Origin of the sequence: Ornithinimicrobium avium, from assembly GCF_003351765.1 — a bacterium.
Lineage (GTDB): Bacteria > Actinomycetota > Actinomycetes > Actinomycetales > Dermatophilaceae > Ornithinicoccus > Ornithinicoccus avius.
Window position 1 is genome coordinate 1556636 of record NZ_CP031229.1, and the last position, 19409, is coordinate 1576044.

A 19409-nucleotide genomic window follows, 5' to 3' on the forward strand; every position below is an offset into this window, starting at 1 on the left:
CGCGGGCCGGTCAGCGCTCGGGGGTGGCGTCCGTCGAGGCCTCGTAGACGTGGTCGACGAAGCCGTACTCCTTGGCCTCCGCGGCGGTGAACCAGCGGTCGCGGTCGGAGTCCCTCTCGATCTGATCGATGCTCTGCCCGGTGTGCTCGGCGATCAGCTCGGCCATCTGCTTCTTGATGTGCAGCATCTGCTCGGCCTGGATCTTGATGTCCGAGGCGGTGCCGCCGATGCCGCCGGAGGGCTGGTGCATCATCACCCGGGCGTGGGGGGTCGCGTAGCGCTTGCCCTTGGTGCCGGCCGACAACAGGAACTGGCCCATCGAGGCGGCCAGCCCCATCGCCACGGTCGCGACGTCGTTGGGGACCCACTTCATGGTGTCGAAGATCGCCATCCCGGCGGTCACCGAGCCACCGGGGCTGTTGATGTAGAGCCAGATGTCGCTCTCGGGGTCCTCCGCGGAGAGCAGCAGCAGCTGGGCGCAGATCGCGTTCGCGTTGTCGTCGCGCACGTCCGAGCCGAGGAAGATGATCCGCTCCTTCAGGAGCCGGTTGTAGATCTGGTCGTCCAGCCCGGCGACCGGGCGGTCAGCCATGGTCGGACTCGTCTCGTTCCCGCTGGTCATGTGTCGTCCTCGTTCCTGGTATGCCGTGCAGGTGCGGTGCGTGCACCGCTCGCCTCCGGCTGGTTGGCGGGGCCTCTCAGTGACCCTAACGCCCGCCCCGCGCCGGACACTCCCGCAGGTCGGCCGTGTTCGCCCTGAGCGCAGCGCGCCGGGGCGGTGTCCGGACCCCGTGAGATGGTGACGACCGTGACCGCGCCCGCGACCCGCACCGACCGCACCTGGATGGTGGCGCTGGCCGCGTCCCTCTGGGGCCTGTCGGCCCTGTGGCGCGACCCGCTCGCCCGGGAGCTGCCCCCGCTGGCGATCGTCTTCTGGGAGCACGTGCTGCTCGTCGTGCTGGTCAGCCCGTGGCTGGTGCCGGCGGTCCGCCGGGTGCTCGCCGCGTCCTGGCGCACGCAGGCCGCCGTGCTGGTGATCGGCGCCGGCTCCTCGGCCCTGGCCACCGTGCTCTTCACCGCGGCCTTCCGGCTCGGCGACCCGATCACGCCGCAGGTCCTGCAGAAGCTCCAGCCGCTCGTCGCGCTCGCGCTCGCCGCGCTGCTGCTGGGCGAGCGGGTGCGGGCGCGGTACCTGCTCTTCCTGGTCCCCGCGCTCGTCGGCGCCTGGCTGCTGGCCTTCGCCGACCCGCTCGGGGTCACGGTCGCCGGCGCGCAGGCGGCGCTGCTGGCGGTCGGCGCGGCGACGCTGTGGGCGGCCGGGACCGTGCTCGGTCGCGGGGCCAGCGCGGAGCTGCGCTTCCGCGACCTGGTGGCGCTGCGCTTCGCGGTCGGACTGGTCACGCTCGCCGTCCTCGCGGCGGCCACCTCGACGCCGCTGGCGGTCCCGTGGTCCGCGGCACCCTCCATCGCCCTGCTGGCGCTCCTGCCCGGCCTGGCCGCGATGGTCCTCTACTACCTGGCGCTGGGGCGCACGCCCGCCTCGCGCGCGACGCTGGCCGAGCTGGCCTTCCCGCTCACCGCGGCGGTCGTCGGCGTGCTCGCCTTCGGCACCCGACCGACGGCCACCCAGTGGCTGGGGATGGCGGTCGTGCTGGCCAGCGTGGTGGCCCTGGCGCTGCACGAGCAGCGCTCCGCGATCCCGGCCGTCGTCCCCGGCCCGCGCGCCGGCTCGTGGCGGGAGCCGGCACGCCGCTGACCCCCCCCCCCCCCCCCCCCCCCCCCCCCCCCCCCCCCCCCCCCCCCCCCCCCCCCCCCCCCCCCCCCCCGCCGCGAGGCACCGAGCCACCGCGACCCCCGGCCTTCGCAAGGAAGGTCGGGGGTCGCGGTGGTGTCGCGGTGAGCTCGGGGCTCAGGCCTTGGCCTCGTCGGCCTCCGGCTCGGCGACGACCTCGGCAGCGTCCTCGTCGGTCTCGTCGGCGAGGTCCTGGACGGCGACGTCCTCGAGGTCCGCGTCGGCGTCCTCGGCCAGGTCCTCGTCCTCGTCCTCGTCGTCCTCCGGGTCGATCGCGTCCAGGTCGACGACGTTGCCGTCGGTGTCGGTCACGGTCGCGGACTCGAGCACCGAGGCCAGCGCCTTGCGGCGGCCGACCTCGCTGACCATGGAGGAGACCTGGCCCGCCTGGTCGATCTGCTGGGCGAACTCCTGGGGGTTCATGCCGTACTGCTGGGCGGTCATCATGATGTACTCGATGAGCTCGCCCTGGTCGACCTCGACGGAGTCGCGCTCGACGAGGGCGTCGAGCAGGAACTGGGTCCGCATCGCCTTGGTCGTGGACTCGGTGACCTCGGCACGGTGCTCGTCGTCCTCCAGGCGGCTCTCGCCCTCGAGGTGACGGTGCACCTCGGCCTCGACGAGGTTCTCGGGCACCGGGATCTCGACCATCGCCAGCATCGCGTCGAGGACCTTGTCGCGCGCGCTGACGCCCTGCTCGAAGCGGGCGGCCTGGTCGGCCTGCTTGCGCAGGTCCTCGCGCAGCTCCTCCAGGGTGTCGTGCGGGCTGGCCAGCTGGGCGAACTCGTCGTCCAGCTCGGGCAGCTCGCGTGCCTTGACGGCGGTCACGGTGACGGTGACGTCCGCCTCCTCGCCCGCGCGGTCGCCACCGGCGAGCGGGGCCTTGAACTCGACGGTCTCGCCGGCCTTCGTGCCGCGCAGCGCCTTGTCCAGGCCCTCGAGCATGTTGCCGGCGCCGATCTCGTAGGAGACACCGGTGACGGAGTCGATCTCCTCCTCGCCGATCCTGGCGGACAGGTCGATGGTGGTGTGGTCGCCGGTCTTGGCCTTGCGGGTGATCGGCGTCAGGGTCGCGAAACGGCCGCGCAGCGCCTCCATCCGGGTCTCGACGTCCTCGTCGGTCGCGCCGGCCGGGTCCACCTCGACGGAGATGCCGGAGAAGTCGGGCACCTCGAACTCGGGGACGATGTCGACCTCGGCGTCGAAGGCGAGGTCCTGGCCCTCCTCGAGGGGGAGCTGGGTCAGGTTGACGTCCGGCTGGCCGATCGGCTTGAGGTCGTGCTCGGCGACGGCCTGGGTGTAGAACTCCGGGAGCGCCTCGTTGACGGCCTCCTGCACCACCGAGCCGCGGCCGAAGCGCTGGTCGATGATCCGGTTGGGGACCTTGCCCTTGCGGAAGCCGGGCACCTGCACCTGGGCGCCGATGGCGCGGTAGGCCGCGTCCAGACGCGGCTTGAGGTCGGCGGCGGGGACCTCGACGGTCAGCTTGACCCGGGTCGGGGTCAGTGTCTCGACAGCGCTCTTCACTGGTGGTGCTCCAGGGTTGTTGTGGGGGTATGCCGTGCCCGCGGGCACGACTGTTTCGTCACCATGCTAGGTGGTCGGGGTAGCCGGATTCGAACCGGCGGCCTTCCGCTCCCAAAGCGGACGCGCTACCAAGCTGCGCCATACCCCGTGGCTCCCGGTGCCGGAGCACGGTGGGCCGAGGGCTAGACTATCGGCTCGGTCGCACCGCCCGGACCACCCCGGGCACGGCCGACGTGCGGGTGTAGCTCAATGGTAGAGCCCCAGTCTTCCAAACTGGCTACGCGGGTTCGATTCCCGTCACCCGCTCCACCTGGTCCGCACTACGGCCTTCCTGCGGGAGGCCTACGATCGCCCCATGACCTCCGACGACGACACCGTGGTCGTGACCGGGACCGGCCGGGCCTCCGCCGCCCCCGACGTCCTGGTCCTCGACCTGCGCCTCGAGGGCCACGGCCACACCGTGGGCGAGGCGCTCACGGCTCTGACCAGGGCCTCCCGCGCCTGCCACGACGCCCTCCCCGGGGAGACGCTGCGCACGCACGGGCTGGGCGTGCACCCGCGCCACGACCGGCAGGGCGAGAGGTCGGGGCACACGGCATACCAGTCCCTGCAGCTGCGCACCGGCGACCCGGCGCGCGCCGGCGAGCTGGTGCAGGTGCTCGGCGAGGCCGTCGGCGACGCGCTGGGTGTCGAGGGCGTGCGCCACGAGGTGGCCGACACGGCGGCCCTGCTGCGGCAGGCGCGCGAGCGGGCGTTCGGCGACGCGGTCGAGCGGGCGGAGCAGTACGCCGAGCTCGCCGGCCGGGTGCTCCTCGGGGTGCGTCGGGTCCGCGAGCCGGGGACCGGCGGACCGCGGCCGCCGGCCGACCACGGGGCACGCATGGCGGTGGCTGCCGGCCCCGTCGTCGACCCGGCCGAGCACGAGGTGACGGCGGCCGTCGAGGTGGCCTGGCAGCTGGAGGCCTGAGGGGCCCGACGCGGGGTGTCCGCTCGACATCACCCCGACAGGTGTGGTGCTGTTGACGTCGTACGGGCACCGGAACCTCCGGTGCGACGCTCGTCGGAAGGACATGACATGGGTTTCCTCGACAAGGCCAAGGAGCAGGCCGACAAGCTGCTCGACAAGACCGACCTGGACGAGAAGGCGTCCGGGGCCTGGGACCAGCACGGTGACCGGGTCACCGACGCGGTCGACCAGCACGCGGACCGGATCGACCAGGGCATCGACCAGGGCTCCGACTTCGTCAGCGACAGGACGGGGGGTCGTTTCGACGGCCAGCTCGACGAGGGTGGCGACCGCCTGCGCGACGGGCTGGACGGCCTCGACGGCAAGGACGACGACTTCGGCGCGGCGACGGGCGAGGCCGACAAGGCCTGATCCCCGTCGTCGCGAAGGAGGGCCCGGGCACTGCGCCCGGGCCCTTCTTTGCGTCTCAGCGCTCGGCGCCGACGTCCCCCAGCAGCCCACGGGCGTAGGAGGCGTGCACCGACTCCTCGTCGGAGGGCTGGTAGAGACCGGCACGCACGTCCCGGGACAGTCTCTCCAGCTCCGAGCCGCGGGAGAAGTGCCGTCCGCCGGAGGCGCGCAGGCACTGGTCGACCGCGTGCAGCGCGGTCTCGGTGACGCGGGACTTGACTCCGGAGAGCTGGAGGTACCAGCGGGGGCCGTGCTCGGTCGTGCCGGGGACCGGCTCGGTCGCACCCACGGCGTCGAGGTCGGCAGCCAGCTTCTCGATCTGCAGGACGGCTCCGTCCAGGCCCATGGCGGCGTCGGCCAGCCGCCAGCGGATGTCGGGGTCGTCGGCGTGGACGATGCCCTTGCTGCGCGAGACGCGCTCGAGGGCGACGTCCCGGGCCACGGCGACCGCCCGCTCGGCGACGCCGCAGTAGACCGCCGCGACGGTGAGCTCGAAGACGCCGAAGATGCCGAAGCGCAGCGGGTCCTGGGTGGGTCCGACAGGGGTCAGGTCCAGGACGTCGGCACCTGCCAGGGGCGCCGACTCCAGGACGGTCGTGCAGGACTGCGAGGCGCGCATGCCGTGGGTGTCCCAGTCGTCCAGGCTGCGCACGCCCTCGCCGCGGTGCAGGACGCCGAAGACCAGCTGGTCCTCCCTGCCCTGCGCACCGGCGACCTTGGCGTGGGTGATCAGCCGGTCCCAGGCCGGGGACATGGAGGTGAAGATCTTGGTGCCGCTGAGCGCGTAGCCGCCCTGCCCGTCCGGCTCGGCGCTGGTCCACGCGTCGAAGAGCATGACGTCGTTGCCCGCCTCGGAGATGCCGAAGGCGAACAGCTCGTCCCCCGCGGCCGCCTCGAGGACCGCCCGCGCGCTCCCCAGGCCGCGGCGGCCGGCCACCAGCGCGGCGCCGGTGACGACCAGGTGCATGTTGATGCCCAGCGCCGCCGACGGGTCGGCACCGGCCAGTCGCCGCTGCAGGCGGGTGACGTCCACCACGGAGGCGCCCAGGCCCCCGAGCTCCTCCGGCACGAACAGCCGCAGGTAGCCGCGCCCGCGCAGGTCGTCCAGGGTCTCGGTGAAGAAGCGGTTGTCGCGGTCGTAGCCGGCGGCACGCTCCCGGAAGGTGGCGATCAGGTCGGCGGGGAGCAGCTGCTGCACGAGGTCGTCGTAGGTCGGGGACATGGTCCCAAGGGTAGGCAGGTGCGGACCGGTCCCGGCGTGGGCCTCGGCCGGTCGCCTCACAGCCCCAGCACGGCCCCCGCGATGAGGAAGTAGACGACCAGTCCGGTCGCGTCGACGAAGGTGGTGATGAACGGCGCGCTCACCACGGCGGGGTCCACCCCGAGCCGACGGGCGACCAGCGGGATGACCCCGCCGGCGGTGGCGGCCAGCCCGCACACGACGACGAGCGAGAGGCTGATGACCAGAGCGACCCGGCTCTCGGTGAAGAACTGCGCGGGCAGATAGGCGAAGACGGCCAGCGCCACCCCGAGCGTCAGACCGGTCGTGAGCTCCTTGACCATGACCCGGAAGACGTCGCCGGGCCGCACGTCGTCGATCGCCAGCGCGCGGATCATCGTGCTCGCCGCCTGGGCGCCGATGTTGCCGCCGGTGCCGATGAGCAGCGGGATGAACAGTGCGAGCGAGACCACCTGCTGCAGCTGGTCCTCGAAGTGGTCGAGCACGTTGACGGTCAGCGTGGCGGCCACGATGAGGATGAGCAGCCAGGTGATGCGTCCCCGGGCCAGGGCCAGGAAGGAGGTCGTCAGGTAGGGCCTGTCCAGCCGCTCACGACCGACCGCGCGGGCCTCGTCCTCGGCCTCCTCGATCTGCAGGACCCGCATCGCGTCGTCGACCGTGAACATCCCCACCAGGCGGTGGTCGTCGTCGAGGACGGGGACGGCGAGCGCGCCGTGGTCGCGGACGACGCGTGCGGCGTCCTCCTGGTCGTCGGAGGCGTAGACGCTGATCGGCTCGCGCATGACCTCGTGCACCGGTCTGCCGGGGTCGGTGGCGAGCAGCCGTCGCAACGAGACGACCCCGACCACGCGGTGCTCGGCGTCGACGACCGGCACGGCGTAGACCGTCTCGGCGTCGCCGGTGTCCGCCCGCACGGCGCGCAGGGCGTCGGCGACCGTGGCCTCCTGGGACACGCTGACCAGCCGCGGCGTGCTCCACCGGCCGACGGTCTCGGGCCGGTGGGAGAGGACCGCGGCGGTCGCCTCCCACTCCTGCGGCGTGAGGCTGCGCAGCAGCCTCTCGGACAGGTCCATGGGCAGGCCGTCGAGGAGCCGGGCCCGGTCGTCCGGGTCCAGCTCGGCGACCAGGAGACGAGCCTGGGCGTCGGGCAGCGCCTCGACGAGCTCGGCCTGGACGGCGGGCTCGAGCATCTGCAGCGCGCGCACCGAGCTGTCGCGCGGCAGCATCCGGAAGGCGGTGGCCCGCTGCCGGGTGTTCATCCGCTCCAGCTCGTCGACGACGAGCGGCAGGTCGGCCCCGTGCAGGATCGCGCGCAGCCGTTCGGCGTCCCCGGCCCGCCGCAGTCGCGCCTCGCGGACCGCCTGCCGGGTCTGCTCCTGCTGCTGCTCGCGCGTGCGGCGCGCCCGGCTCACGGGAGCGGCGGGAGGATGCCCTCCGACTCGTAGTCGCTGACCATGTCGATGCGCCGCTGGTGGCGCTCCTCACCCGAGAACGGCGTCCCCAGGAAGGCCGCCGCGATCTCCCGACCCTCCTCCAGGGAGAGGAAGCGGGCGCCGAGGGAGAGCACGCGGGCGTCGTTGTGCTCGCGGGTCAGCCGCGCGAGCTCCGGGGTCCAGGCCAGGCCGGCACGGATGCCGGCCACCTTGTTGGCCGCCATCTGCTCGCCGTTGCCCGAGCCGCCGAGCACGATGCCCAGGCTGGTCGGGTCCTCGTCGGCGGCCACGCCCTCCGCCGCGCGCAGCACGTAGACGGGGTAGTCGTCCTGGGCGTCGTAGTCGGCCGGCCCGTGGTCCACGACCTCGTGGCCCTCCTGCGCCAGCCAGGCCACCAGGTCGCGCTGCAGCTCGTAGGCCGCGTGATCGCCGCCGATGTGGACGCGCATCAGCTGAAGTCCGGGTGCGCGTCGCGGGTGCGCTTGAGCTCGTAGAAGCCCGGGGTGCCGGCGACGAGCACGCAGCCGTCCCACAGCCTGCCGGCCGCCTCGCCCCTGGGCGCGGGCGTGACGACGGGACCGAAGAAGGCGATGTCGTTGACCGAGATGACCGGGGTGCCCACGTCGTCGCCGACCAGGTCGATGGCCCGCTGGTGGCTGGCGCGCAGCGCGTCGTCCACCTCGGTGGTGGCCGCGACCTCGTTGATCGCCGGGTCCAGGCCCAGCTCCTCGACGACCTCGGCCAGGCACTGCTCGAGGTGCTCGGTCCCGCGCCCGTCCAGGTGGATGCGCCGGCCGAGGGCGTCGTACATCTTCTTGCGCAGCACGTTGGCCTCCTCCTCGGGCAGGTCGTCGGTCGCCGCGACGATCGCGCGCACCGGGGTCCAGGACCGGTCGAGCATGGTGCGGTAGCCCTCGTCCAGGTGCCGGCCCTCGTTGAGCACCGACAGGCTCATCACCGACCAGGTGACGTCCAGGTCGCGGACCTGCTCGACCTCCATCAGCCAGCGGGACGTCATCCACGCCCACGGGCACACGGGGTCGAAGAACATCTCCGCGCGGTCGCGGCTAGGTGCGGTGCTCTCAGTCATGGCACCATCGTGTCACTCCGTACCCCCGACCGACCCAGGAGGTCGCCGCATGCCCGGAACGAACCTGACCCGCGACGAGGCGACTCAGCGTTCACAGCTCATCGCCACCGAGTCCTACCAGGTGGCGCTCGACCTGACCACGGGCCCGGAGACGTTCCGCACCACGAGCACCGTGCGCTTCACCTGCGCCGAGCCGGGCGCGCAGACCTGGATCGACTTCGTGGGGCGCTCCGTGGAGTCCGTCGTGCTCAACGGCCGCGAGCTGGACCCGGCGCAGCTGTGGACCGAGGGCCGGATCGCCCTGCCCGACCTCGCCGCGGACAACGAGCTGACCGTCGTGGCCACCGGCGACTACATGAACACCGGCGAGGGCCTGCACCGGTTCGTCGACCCGGCGGACGGCGAGGTCTACCTCTACAGCCAGTTCGAGGTCCCGGACAGCCGCCGGATGTACGCCGTGTTCGAGCAGCCCGACCTCAAGGCCACCTTCGCCTTCACCGTGACCGCACCGGCCCACTGGCAGGTCATCTCCAACGAGCCGACCCCCGAGCCCGCGCCGGCCGGCACCGGGACCCTCGACGGCACGAGCGAGGTCGAGGCGGCGCGCTGGGAGTTCGCCGCGACCCCGCGCATCTCCTCCTACATCACCGCGCTCGTCGCCGGGCCCTACGACGTGGTGCGCGAGCGCGTCGCCACCCGCGCGGGCGAGGTCCCCCTGGGCGTGTTCTGCCGACGCAGCCTCACCCCATACCTCGACGCCGACAACATCCTGGAGGTGACCAAGCAGGGGTTCACCTTCTTCGAGGAGGAGTTCGACCAGCCCTACCCGTTCAGCAAGTACGACCAGATCTTCACGCCGGAGTACAACATGGGCGCGATGGAGAACGCCGGCTGCGTGACCATCGTGGAGAGCTACGTCTTCCGCTCCAAGGTCAGCGAGGCGATCGTCGAGCGCCGGGCGCTGACCATCCTGCACGAGCTGGCGCACATGTGGTTCGGCGACCTGGTCACGATGAGGTGGTGGGACGACCTGTGGCTCAACGAGTCCTTCGCCGAGTGGGCCTCGACGACCTGCCAGGCCGAGGCCACCCGGTGGACGGACGCGTGGACGACCTTCGGCACCTCGGAGAAGGCGTGGGCCTACAAGCAGGACCAGCTCTCGACCACCCACCCGGTCGCCGCGGACATGGTCGACCTGGCCGCGGTCGAGGTGAACTTCGACGGCATCACCTACGCCAAGGGCGCCTCGGTTCTCAAGCAGCTGGTCGCGTATGTCGGTCGCGAGCCGTTCCGGGACGGGCTGCGGGCCTACTTCGCCCACCACGCGTGGGGCAGCACCACCCTGACCGACCTGCTCGTGGAGCTGGAGAAGACCTCCGGGCGCGAGCTGCGCGGCTGGTCGGAGCTGTGGCTGGAGACCGCCGGGGTCAACACGCTGACGCCGCAGGTGTCGGTCGGTGAGGACGGGACCATCTCGGCGCTGTCGGTCGTGCAGACCGCGCCGGCCGAGCACCCGACGCTGCGCCCGCACCGGCTGGCGGTCGGCTGCTACGACCTCGTCGACGGCGCGCTGGTGCGCACGCACCGCGTGGAGCTCGACGTCGACGGGGAGCGCACCGAGGTGAGCGGCCTGGTGGGCCGGCCGGTGCCGGACCTGCTCCTGGTCAACGACGACGACCTGGCCTACGCCAAGATCCGACTGGACGAGCGCTCGCTGGCGACCGCGCTGCAGCACGTGCGGGCGTTCGAGCAGTCCCTCCCCCGGGCCCTCGTGCTCGGCGCCGCGTGGGACATGACCCGCGACGGCGAGATGCCGGCCACCGACTATGTCCGGCTGGTGCTCCGGGCGCTGCCCGGCGAGAGCGACTCGACGCTGCTGCGGGTGCTCGTGCAGCAGGTGACGACGGCCGCGCTGACCTACACGGCGCCGGAGCACCGGGCCGAGGTGGTGGCCGAGCTGACCGCCGGCGTGCGCGCCGCCGCCGAGGCGGCCGGACCGGGCAGCGACGCGCAGCTGCAGCTGGTCACCGCGTGGGCGGCGCTGGCCCGCTCGGAGGAGGACGTCGCCCGCATCCGCGCGCTGCTGGACGGCGGTCAGGTCCTGGAGGGCCTGGAGCTGGACCAGGACATGCGCTGGACCCTGCTGACCTCGCTCGCCGCCGCCGGGGCCGCCGAGGAGGAGCAGGTCGCCGCGGAGCTAGAGCGGGACAACACCGCCACCGGTCGGGAGCGGGCCGCCAGGGCCCGCGCGGCGCTGCCCACCCCGGAGGCCAAGGAGGCGGCCTGGGTGGCTGCCGTCGAGCAGGACGGCCTGTCCAACTCGGTGCTGGCGGCGATGGCCCTCGGCTTCGGCTGGGTGCACGACAGCGAGCTGCTCGAGCCCTACGTGGCCCGCTACCACGAGGTCATCGAGCGGGTCTGGGGCGAGCGGACCCACCACATCGCAGAGTCGCTGGCCACCGGGTTCTACCCTCTCGCCGTGGCTACGCCGCAGCTGCGCGACACCACCGAGGCGTGGCTGGCCGCGCACCCCGACGTGCCCAGCTCCCTGCGCCGAACCCTCGCCGAGAACCGCGACGCCGTCGCCCGCGCCGTCCGGGCGCAGGCGGCCGACGCTCGCGGCTGAGCGAGGGGGCTCGCCGACCGGACCGGGGCACTCGCGCCCGTTCGGTCGGTCGGGTGAGCGAACCATCGACCGAACCAGGGCAGTCGCACCGGTCCGGTCGCAGGTCAGTCCTCGAGCCCGAACGTCTCCAGCCGCTCCCGGGAGGAGGCCTCGTCGTCCAGCCAGGTCACCCGATAGGTCCCGTCGGTCGTCGTCAAGACGTCGCGGGTCCACTCCGCCAGGTCGCGCTCCAGCTCGGCGCCGGCGGAGATCCGCTCGGTGACCCGGCCGGTGTCGTCGCGCACCCACACGCGCATCGACTCGTGGGGCGGGGACCAGGTGGACCACCACAGGTGCCCGGAGGTGCGCAGCCAGGAGGTCTCGGCGCGCAGGAAGACCCGCGCCACCTCCTGACCGACCTCGTCGAGGACGACCCCGGCGCGGTCGCGGTAGGGGTCGAGGCGCGGGTCGCGCTCCTCGGGCCCGTCGGGGGGTGACCAGGGCATCGTCAGGCCCTAGTCGTCCTGGCTGGCGGTGCGGGCCAGGCGCCGCGCGGAGCGCCAGGTGAACAGCTCCTCGAGGAGCACCCGGCTGCCGTCGGGGCCGGCGAGCGGCACCCGCCAGTTGGGGTACTCCTCGTCGGTGCCCGGCTGGTTGATGACCCGCTTGTCGCCGGCCAGGTCGCTGACGCTCACGCCGACGAGCCGTGCCGGGGTGCGGGTGAGGAAGGAGTGCAGCGCCTCCACCTGCTGGGGGACGCCGCCGCCCTCGCGCAGCAGACCACGGCGGCGCAGGTCGGCCAGGACCTCCTCGCGGGAGCGCGCGTCCTCCGCCTGCTCCTCCTCCAGGCTGCGCTCGAGCAGCCCGAGGCGGTGGCGCAGCTCGACGTGCACGCCCTCGAGGTAGCCCGCGGTCGGCGGCAGGTCGTGGGTGGTCACGGTCGCCAGGCACAGCTCGCGCCACTGCTCCGGGTCCAGCAGGCCGCCGTCGCCGTCCCAGTCGCGCTCGAACCACAGGATCGAGGTCCCCATCACGCCCCGGTCGCGCAGGTAGTCACGCACCCACGGCTCGACGGTCCCGAGGTCCTCCCCGATGACGACGGACCCGGCGCGGTGCGCCTCGAGCAGCAGGATGCCGATCATCGCCTCGTGGTCGTAGCGCACGTAGGTGCCCTGGAACGGCTTCATCCCCTGCGGGATCCACCACAGCCGGAAGAGCCCGAGCACGTGGTCGACGCGCAGCCCGCCGCTGTGCCGCAGCGCCGCCCGCACCATGTCGCGGTAGGGCGCGTAGCCCAGCTCGGCCAGCTCGTCCGGCCGCCACGGCGGCTGGCTCCAGTCCTGGCCCACCTGGTTGTACTGGTCGGCCGGGGCACCGACGGTCACGCCGCGCGCCAGCGCCGAGCCGAGGGACCAGGCGTCGGCGCCGTCGGGGTGCACCCCGACGGCCAGGTCGGCGAGGACGCCGAGCGACATACCGGTGTCGAGCAGGTCGCGCTGCACCCGGGCGAGCTGGTCGTCGAGGATCCACTGCAGCCACAGGTGGAACTCGACCTCCTCGGCGTGCTTCTCGCGGAAGGTCTCGACCGCGGCCGAGCGCGGGTCCTGCAGCTCCTCGGGCCACTGCCGCCAGGAGGTCCCGTGGAGCTGGCACAGCGCGCACCAGGTGGCGAAGTCGACCAGGCCCTCCCCCTCCCGCTCGACGAAGGCGTGGAAGGAGCGTGCCCTCCGCAGCGAGCGCCGCTGGCGGAAGATCATCCGCAGCGCGGCCTCCTTGGCCATCCACACCGCGTCCCGCTCGATGAAGTCGAGGTCGAGGTAGGCGCGGGCGTCGTCGGAGTGCCACTCGACCAGCTGCCGCTCGGCGGCGGACAGGTAGCCGACCTCGGGCACGTCCTCGACCCGGATGTAGAGGGGGCTGACGAAGCGCCGGCTGGTCGGCAGGTAGGGCGAGGGCTCGACGGGCGGCACCGGCTCGGCCGCGTGCAGCGGGTTGACCAGCACGAAGTCGGCACCCATGCCGGCCGCCCAGGCACCGGCGTCGCCCAGGTCGGCGAGGTCGCCGATCCCCCAGGACTCGGCCGAGCGCATCGCGTAGAGCTGGGTCATCAGCCCCCACGACTGCGCGCCGTCCCCCGCGAGCGCCTCGGGCAGCACGAGGGCGGCGGGCGTGACGACCAGCGGCATGGTGCGGGTGCGCTCGCCGCAGGTGGCCCGCACGGTGTGCCAGCCCAGCGGCAGGTCGTCCCCGACGTCGAGCAGGACCCGCGCCACCGGCTCGCCGTCCACCTCACGGGTTTGCGGCTGTCCCGCTGCCCCGAGCTCGCGCTCGGTGCCGTCCTCGAGCACCAGCCGGGCCTCGAAGCGCACCCCCCGGGCCACGTGCACCGGGACCTCGGGCGCCGTGCCCTGCACCGTGACGACCACCGGCGGCAGCACGCGTCGCCAGGGCCGCAGCTCGGCCTCGGCCAGCGCACGCTCGACGCCCTCCTCGTCGGCGACGTCCACCCCGAGTGCGGCCAGGACGGCGACCACGGTCTGCGTCGAGACCTCCGTGTGGCGGCCCTGCCAGTCCCAGAACTGCGTGGCGACGCCGTGGGCGTGGGCCAGCTCGGTCAGGCGGGGGGTCAGCTCGGTCACGGTCGACCTTTCCATGGGTACGGGGCGGGAGCGGGACGGGCGTCGGACGTCGACGCCTAGTCTCTCAGGCCCGCCGCCGTGGTCGGGCACCCACACGCGGGAAGCTGCACGTCCCCCGGCGACCAGCACCTCCTCCTGTCTAATGGGGGTATGCAGATGCTCCGCGCCCCCTTCGACGGCTGGGACAGCTTCTTGGCCTGGCTGGCGGGAGCTCCCCTGCGCATCCTGCTCGTGCTGCTGGCCGCCGTCGTGGTGCGCTGGCTGGTGCACCGCTCGATCCGCTCGCTCGTCCAGCGCGCGGCGGAGCGCGCCGACGACCACGAGCGCACCAGCTTCGAGCGGATGCTGGACCGGGCGGCCGGGACGGACCTGGAACGCCGGCGACAGCGCGCCCTGACGATGGGTTCGCTGCTGCGCAGCATCGCCACCTTCGTCATCGGGACCATCGCGCTGCTGACCGTGATGGCCGAGCTGGGGGTGCCGCTGGCGCCGCTGCTGACCTCGGCCGGCATCGGCGGCGTGGCCCTCGGCTTCGGCGCCCAGTCGCTGGTCAAGGACTTCCTGTCGGGGATCTTCATGATCATCGAGGACCAGTACGGCGTGGGCGACGTCGTCGACACCGGCGAGGCGGTCGGCACCGTGGAGGAGGTGTCCCTGCGCGTCACCCGGCTACGGGACGCCAGCGGCGTCGTCTGGTTCATCCGCAACGGCGAGATCGTGCGGATCGGCAACAAGAGCCAGGGCTGGGCGATGGCCACGATCGACGTGCCGGTCGCCTACGACGAGGAGCCGCGCCGGGTGCTGCCGATCCTGGAGCAGGTGGTCGCCAAGGTGGCCCAGGACCCAGACTGGTCCGACAGGCTGCTCGAGACCCCGTCGGTCGCCGGGGTCGAGTCCGTCACCGGCGGGACCATGACCCTGCGCGTCTTCGCCAAGACCCGGCCGGGCGAGCAGTACGCCATACCCCGGGAGATCCGCGAGCGCGCCAAGGAGGCCTTCGACCGGGCCGGGGTGCGCGGCCCGACCCTCCCGCCCTACCACGGCGCGTAGGCCTGACGCCCTCTGGCGCGGGTCCTCCCCGTGCCAGACTTGCCCCCATGACGGGGAGGTCGGCGACCGGGCACGCGTCGGGGGACGCCGCCCCGGCGCTCGCCGCCACCCACGGTGCCCACCTGCACCGCCTCGCCGCGATGCTCAGCGGCAGCACCGACGCCGCCACCGCCCTCGTCGCCCGCACTCTCCTGGCCGCCGGCGACCAGGCACCGGCGGCACAGGAACCTCAGCTCGGGGTCGACCTCGTCCGCCTCTACCTGCGCACCGCGCCGCGCCGTCGGGAGCGAGCCGAGCCGAGCCGGGCACGGGACGCCGGTGACCTCCTGCGGACGCTGCGCCCACGGGCCCGTGCGGCCTCGGTCCTGCGCCTGGTGGAGGACTGGGACACGGCGTCGGTCGCGCGGGCCGTCGGCGTCCGCCCGCATCGGGTCGACGCCCTCGTCCCCGCGGCGCCCGGCCTCGGGACCGCCCTGGCCGCGGTCGCCGACCAGCACGCGCTGACCGGCGCCGACCTGACCCGGGAGCTCGACGACGAGCTGCGGGTGGCGACCCCACCGACCTCGGGCGGGGACCGCAGACGGTGGCGGTGGCTCGTGGCGGCGGCCGTCCCGCTCGCGGTGCTGGCCGGCTGGGCCGCCGTGACCGGCGGCCCGGACGAGGCCGAGGACCGGCCGTCGGTGACGGCGGGACCCGACGACGGCCCGCGCCCCGACCTCACCGCCGCCGGCTGGAAGCTGGACGAGGACGGCGAGCCACCCCGGGCGGCGACGGGGCTGGCGGTGGCCAGGGTCCTCGCCCTCGGTGCCCGCGACCCTGCCCAGGAGGTCTCCTGGCCGGCGCCGATGAACGCCGACGCCAGCTTCGCCGTGCTCTGGTGCGACATGCCGCCGGCGCAGGACGCCCACCTCACCGTGCCCTCGGCGACGCTCGCCGTGGGCGCGGACGAGGTCCCGCTGCCCTGCGCGGGCCGCGACGGGTCCCCACCCGTCACCGGGCTCGTGCCCCTGCCTCCGGGCGGATCCGGACAGGTCCGGCTCGAGGGCGACCTGCCGCCCGGCGGGGGGGCCACCCTCGCGATCTACAACGAGGCCGGCTCCGCCGACGCACCGCTACCCCGCGGCAGCCTGGGCGACGCCCCTGAGGCCCCGGAGGGCAGCGTCGTGCTGGACCCGACGGACACGGTGCCGACACCTGACTACGGCCCGGGACGCCGTGCGCTGCGGCCCGTGTCCGTCGAGGTGGGGCACGACAGCGCGGTCCGGGTCTGGGTCGGGCGCTCCGGTGCGGTGGCGGTGGACGTGGGTGGCGCGCCGGCGACGGACGACGGGGACGTGAGGGCGGCGCGGGAACGGCTGGCACGCGACGGCGGCCCCGAAGGCTCGCAGCCCGACCGGCCGGACTGGCGCACGCAGCAGGCCGACCTGCGCTGGGGCAGGTGGCTGGCCTGGGTGCCCGGGGAGGTTCGGACCTTCGACCTGCCCGACGCCGTCCGGCCGGCGCCGGGCGAGCGCGCCACGGTCACCGTCGAGGTCGTCGTCGAGAACATGGAGGAGCATCTCCAGGTCGCGGTCCTCGACGCGGCGAGGGTGCGGGTCGACACCGGTCCGGTGCAGGCCGAGCAAGCGCCGCGGGCACCTGCCCTGGTCGGGGGCCACCGCCTGGTCGGCGCCTGGCGGCTGCCTCTCGACGGCCATCGTCGCGAGCTGCTGGGCGCCTCCGCGACGACCGGTCCGCTGGCGGCCGTGGGCGTCCTGCCGGCCGACCGGCCAGGGATCGTGATGTGGGGCTGGACAGGTGTCGTCGACCGCGGCGGGCAGGCGGTCGAGCTGTGGTTGGCCTCCGACGTCGCCTCCGGCCTGCAGTCCCTGCAGCAGGGCTGGGGCCAGCGGCTCCCCCTCGACGGCGGGGGCGCGCTCCACGCCTCGGCCCCGGCGGTCCCCGACGGGGGCGAGGCCCTGCTGCTCGTCTACGAGCCCGTGCCCTACGAGGACTTCGACTTCGCCACCGCCTCCGTGCCGCCCGGCTCGTGGACCGTGGGGGCCGAGCCGCCCCCGACCGCCAGCTACCCCGGCGTCCAGCCCCTGGCCGTCATCGGTCCCGAGGACCTCGAGGACGGCAGCGCGAGCCTGGACCTGCCCGCCCACGGCCCGGTCGCGGCCCGGGTCACGACGGAGGGCCGGGGCCGGATCCGCTTCCTGATCGGCGACCACGACGCGGACAACCTGTGGGACTCCGGCGGATGGTGGTCGAGCTGGACCGACGAGCCGGTCGTCTCCGAGGTCGACCTGACCTTCTCCGAGGGCGAGGCCGAGCGCGAGCTGACCGTCGTGGTGGAGGACTACGAGGAGTTCACCGTGGAGGTGCTGGCTCCCGGCTGAGCGGGCCCCTGAGACACTGGACCACGTGACCCAGCAGACCGACACCACGACGTTCTACGAGCGCGTCGGCGGCCACGAGACCTTCCGCCGGCTCGTCCACGAGTTCTACCTGGGCGTCGCCGGCGACCCGCCCCTGCGGGAGATCTATCCGGAGGAGGACCTCGGCCCGGCCGAGGACCGGCTCCGGCTCTTCCTCGAGCAGTACTGGGGCGGGCCCAGCACCTACCAGGAGACCCGCGGCCACCCGCGCCTGCGGATGCGGCACGTCCCCTACCGGGTGACGCCGACCCAGCGCGACCGGTGGCTGCGGCACATGCACGCCGCCATCGACAGCATCGGCGACCGGCTGAGCGCGAGCGACGAGCTCATGATGCGCGACTACATGGACCGGGCCGCCGAGGCGATGGTCAACGCCCTCGAGGAGTGAGCACGGCGCTGGTGTGCGCCCGCCCCGGGCGCACCGCATACCCTGGGCGACCATGACCTCCCACTTCTCCGCGACCGACGCGCCCTGGTGGCGCCACGCCGTCATCTACCAGGTCTACCCGCGCAGCTTCGCCGACAGCGACGGCGACGGCGTGGGCGACCTGCCGGGCATCGCCTCGCGCCTGCCCTACCTGGCGGAGCTGGGCGTGGACGCGATCTGGATCAGCCCGTTCTACGTCTCCCCCATGGCGGACGCCGGGTATGACGTGGCCGACTACCGCGACGTCGACCCTCTCTTCGGGTCGCTCGCCGACGCCGACGCGCTGCTCGCGCGGGCGCACGAGCTGGGGATCCGGGTGATCGTCGACCTGGTGCCCAACCACACCAGTGACGAGCACGCGTGGTTCCGGGCCGCGCTGGCCGCGGCGCCCGGGTCGCCGGAGCGGGCGCGCTACGTCTTCCGCGACGGCAGGGGCGAGGACGGCGGGCAGCCGCCGAACAACTGGAGGTCGGTCTTCGGCGGCATCGCCTGGACGCGCGTCACCGAGGCCGACGGGTCGCCCGGGCAGTGGTACCTGCACCTCTTCGACGACAAGCAGCCCGACCTCGACTGGCGCAACCCGGAGGTGGTGGAGGAGTTCCACGCCATCCTGCGCTTCTGGCTGGACCGCGGCGTCGACGGCTTCCGGGTCGACGTGGCCCACTCGCTGATCAAGGCCGAGGGGCTGCCGGACTGGAACGAGCGGGCGGTGATGGCCGGCGCCGCCGACGACGCCGCGCACGCCAACCTCGGGCCGATGTGGGACCAGGACGAGGTGCACGAGGTCTACCGCGGCTGGCGCGAGGTCCTCGACTCCTACGGGCAGAGCGCGCCAGGGACGGGCGAGCGGATCCTCGTCGCCGAGGCATGGCTGCCGCACCAGCGGCGCACCATGCGCTTCGTGCGCGAGGACGAGATGCACCAGGCGTTCAACTTCCACTTCCTGGAGACCGCGTGGCGCGCCGAGGACCTGCGCGAGGTGATCGAGGAGTCGCTGGTCGAGGCGGGCGCCGTCGGCGCCCCGACGACCTGGGTGCTGTCCAACCACGACGTGGTGCGCCACGCCTCGCGCCTGGGGCTGCCCGTCGGCACCCATCGCCCCAACGGCATCGGACCGGGCGACGAGCAGCCCAACTCCGTGCTGGGCCTGCGCCGGGCCCGGGCCGCGACCGCGCTCATGCTGGCCCTGCCCGGCAGCGCCTACCTCTACAACGGCGAGGAGCTCGGCCTGCCCGACCACACCGCCCTGCCGGCCCGCGCCCGGCAGGACCCGGCGTTCCGGCGCACCAAGGGCGAGGAGACCGGGCGTGACGGCTGCCGGGTGCCGGTGCCCTGGGTGGCCGACGCCCCCGCCTACGGCTTCTCGCCGCAGGAGCGCAGCTGGCTGCCCCAGCCGCTGGTCTACGGGCCGCTGGCGGTGGACCGCCAGGAGGGCGTGGCCGGCTCGACCCTCGAGCTCTACCGCACGATGTTGCGCCTCCGCCGCGAGGACGACCTCGGCATGGGCGAGCTGGAGTGGCTCGGGGGCTACGACCCGGCCGTGGTGGCCTTCACGAACAGCCGCCCCGGCGGCCGTGCGCTGACCGTGCTGACCAACCTGGGCGCCGACCCGGTCGCGCTGCCGGAGGGTCTCGAGGTGCTGCTCACCAGCGGCCGTCTCGAGGACGGGCTGCTCCCGCAGGACTGCACCGCGTGGCTGGCCTGAGTCAGGCCGCTGTGTCAGGCAGCCCCGGGGTGGGAGCCCCGGCAGCGCCTGACACAGCTGCCTG

The 19409-nt window shown here is 73.7% G+C and carries 16 protein-coding genes and 2 tRNA genes; 9 read left to right on the forward strand and 9 right to left on the reverse strand.

The annotated features are described in order from the left end of the window. Positions 1 to 10 precede the first annotated feature (10 nt). Entirely contained in the window at positions 11 to 592 is a 582-nt protein-coding gene (locus DV701_RS07010; protein ID WP_114930879.1) for an ATP-dependent Clp protease proteolytic subunit, read from the reverse strand. Between the two features lie 216 nt (positions 593 to 808). Here DV701_RS07010 and DV701_RS07015 point away from each other — a divergent pair, with 216 nt between their 5' ends. Continuing rightward, positions 809 to 1756 (forward strand): DMT family transporter, encoded by a 948-nt coding sequence (locus DV701_RS07015; RefSeq protein WP_228255266.1) that lies wholly within the window; start codon positions 809 to 811, stop codon positions 1754 to 1756. A gap of 153 nt (positions 1757 to 1909) precedes the next feature. Here DV701_RS07015 and tig read toward each other — a convergent pair whose 3' ends face one another. After that, positions 1910 to 3319, reverse strand: a complete 1410-nt coding sequence (tig, locus tag DV701_RS07020; RefSeq protein WP_114927678.1) for a trigger factor — start codon at positions 3317 to 3319, stop codon at positions 1910 to 1912. 71 nt (positions 3320 to 3390) lie between these two features. Then, positions 3391 to 3467: transfer RNA gene (locus tag DV701_RS07025), tRNA-Pro, on the reverse strand. An 87-nt stretch (positions 3468 to 3554) separates the two neighbouring features. Between DV701_RS07025 and DV701_RS07030 the strand changes: the two genes are divergently transcribed. The 3 genes from DV701_RS07030 to DV701_RS07040 all read left to right on the forward strand — a co-directional run bounded on the left by DV701_RS07030 (position 3555) and on the right by DV701_RS07040 (position 4697). After that, positions 3555 to 3628, forward strand: a tRNA-Gly gene (locus tag DV701_RS07030). A gap of 46 nt (positions 3629 to 3674) precedes the next feature. Beyond that, complete coding sequence (locus DV701_RS07035; RefSeq protein WP_114927679.1) at positions 3675 to 4286, forward strand: SIMPL domain-containing protein; 612 nt, start codon at positions 3675 to 3677, stop codon at positions 4284 to 4286. Positions 4287 to 4394: 108 nt separating this feature from the next. Next, entirely contained in the window at positions 4395 to 4697 is a 303-nt protein-coding gene (locus DV701_RS07040) for an antitoxin (RefSeq protein ID WP_114927680.1), read from the forward strand. Between the two features lie 55 nt (positions 4698 to 4752). On the opposite strand, the gene DV701_RS07045 is transcribed toward DV701_RS07040, so the two are convergent. From DV701_RS07045 to DV701_RS07060, 4 genes are read right to left on the reverse strand one after another with little or no spacing between them, the layout of a single operon-like run. After that, positions 4753 to 5958, reverse strand: a complete 1206-nt coding sequence (locus DV701_RS07045; RefSeq protein ID WP_114927681.1) for an acyl-CoA dehydrogenase family protein — start codon at positions 5956 to 5958, stop codon at positions 4753 to 4755. A gap of 56 nt (positions 5959 to 6014) precedes the next feature. Then, positions 6015 to 7388 (reverse strand): magnesium transporter, encoded by a 1374-nt coding sequence (mgtE, locus tag DV701_RS07050; protein ID WP_114927682.1) that lies wholly within the window; start codon positions 7386 to 7388, stop codon positions 6015 to 6017. Then, positions 7385 to 7858: a ribose-5-phosphate isomerase gene (locus tag DV701_RS07055; RefSeq protein WP_114927683.1), complete on the reverse strand. Its 474-nt coding sequence runs from the start codon at positions 7856 to 7858 to the stop codon at positions 7385 to 7387. The genes mgtE and DV701_RS07055 overlap by 4 nt, the downstream gene beginning before the upstream one ends. Beyond that, positions 7858 to 8499, reverse strand: coding sequence for a mycothiol-dependent nitroreductase Rv2466c family protein (locus tag DV701_RS07060; protein ID WP_114927684.1), 642 nt, complete (start codon positions 8497 to 8499; stop codon positions 7858 to 7860). The genes DV701_RS07055 and DV701_RS07060 overlap by 1 nt, the downstream gene beginning before the upstream one ends. A gap of 49 nt (positions 8500 to 8548) precedes the next feature. Here DV701_RS07060 and pepN point away from each other — a divergent pair, with 49 nt between their 5' ends. After that, entirely contained in the window at positions 8549 to 11125 is a 2577-nt protein-coding gene (gene pepN / locus DV701_RS07065) for an aminopeptidase N (RefSeq protein WP_114927685.1), read from the forward strand. A 104-nt stretch (positions 11126 to 11229) separates the two neighbouring features. Here the strand turns inward: pepN and DV701_RS07070 are convergent, their stop codons facing one another. Beyond that, a complete protein-coding gene (locus tag DV701_RS07070; RefSeq protein ID WP_114927686.1) occupies positions 11230 to 11610 on the reverse strand; it encodes a hypothetical protein in 381 nt (126 codons plus the stop codon). A 9-nt stretch (positions 11611 to 11619) separates the two neighbouring features. Further along, complete coding sequence (gene malQ / locus DV701_RS07075; RefSeq protein ID WP_114927687.1) at positions 11620 to 13743, reverse strand: 4-alpha-glucanotransferase; 2124 nt, start codon at positions 13741 to 13743, stop codon at positions 11620 to 11622. 150 nt (positions 13744 to 13893) lie between these two features. Between malQ and DV701_RS07080 the strand changes: the two genes are divergently transcribed. The 4 genes from DV701_RS07080 to DV701_RS07095 are packed head-to-tail and all read left to right on the forward strand — an operon-like array spanning position 13894 to position 19345. Beyond that, on the forward strand, positions 13894 to 14793 hold the full coding sequence (locus DV701_RS07080; protein ID WP_114927688.1) for a mechanosensitive ion channel family protein: 900 nt from the start codon (positions 13894 to 13896) through the stop codon (positions 14791 to 14793). Positions 14794 to 14840: 47 nt separating this feature from the next. Beyond that, complete coding sequence (locus DV701_RS07085; RefSeq protein WP_114927689.1) at positions 14841 to 17174, forward strand: hypothetical protein; 2334 nt, start codon at positions 14841 to 14843, stop codon at positions 17172 to 17174. Positions 17175 to 17199: 25 nt separating this feature from the next. Next, positions 17200 to 17601, forward strand: coding sequence for a globin (locus DV701_RS07090; RefSeq protein ID WP_202863658.1), 402 nt, complete (start codon positions 17200 to 17202; stop codon positions 17599 to 17601). Between the two features lie 52 nt (positions 17602 to 17653). Then, positions 17654 to 19345 (forward strand): glycoside hydrolase family 13 protein, encoded by a 1692-nt coding sequence (locus DV701_RS07095; RefSeq protein WP_114930881.1) that lies wholly within the window; start codon positions 17654 to 17656, stop codon positions 19343 to 19345. Positions 19346 to 19409 lie beyond the last annotated feature (64 nt).

Coding starts and splice junctions, on each gene's coding strand:
- pepN (WP_114927685.1), top strand. CDS start 8,549: ATGCCCGGAACGAACCTGACCCGCGACGAGGCGACTCAGCGTTCACAG.
- DV701_RS07010 (WP_114930879.1), bottom strand. CDS start 592: ATGGCTGACCGCCCGGTCGCCGGGCTGGACGACCAGATCTACAACCGG.
- DV701_RS07095 (WP_114930881.1), top strand. CDS start 17,654: ATGACCTCCCACTTCTCCGCGACCGACGCGCCCTGGTGGCGCCACGCC.
- DV701_RS07085 (WP_114927689.1), top strand. CDS start 14,841: ATGACGGGGAGGTCGGCGACCGGGCACGCGTCGGGGGACGCCGCCCCG.
- DV701_RS07045 (WP_114927681.1), bottom strand. CDS start 5,958: ATGTCCCCGACCTACGACGACCTCGTGCAGCAGCTGCTCCCCGCCGAC.
- DV701_RS07040 (WP_114927680.1), top strand. CDS start 4,395: ATGGGTTTCCTCGACAAGGCCAAGGAGCAGGCCGACAAGCTGCTCGAC.
- DV701_RS07080 (WP_114927688.1), top strand. CDS start 13,894: ATGCAGATGCTCCGCGCCCCCTTCGACGGCTGGGACAGCTTCTTGGCC.
- DV701_RS07035 (WP_114927679.1), top strand. CDS start 3,675: ATGACCTCCGACGACGACACCGTGGTCGTGACCGGGACCGGCCGGGCC.
- DV701_RS07060 (WP_114927684.1), bottom strand. CDS start 8,499: ATGACTGAGAGCACCGCACCTAGCCGCGACCGCGCGGAGATGTTCTTC.
- DV701_RS07070 (WP_114927686.1), bottom strand. CDS start 11,610: ATGCCCTGGTCACCCCCCGACGGGCCCGAGGAGCGCGACCCGCGCCTC.
- DV701_RS07055 (WP_114927683.1), bottom strand. CDS start 7,858: ATGCGCGTCCACATCGGCGGCGATCACGCGGCCTACGAGCTGCAGCGC.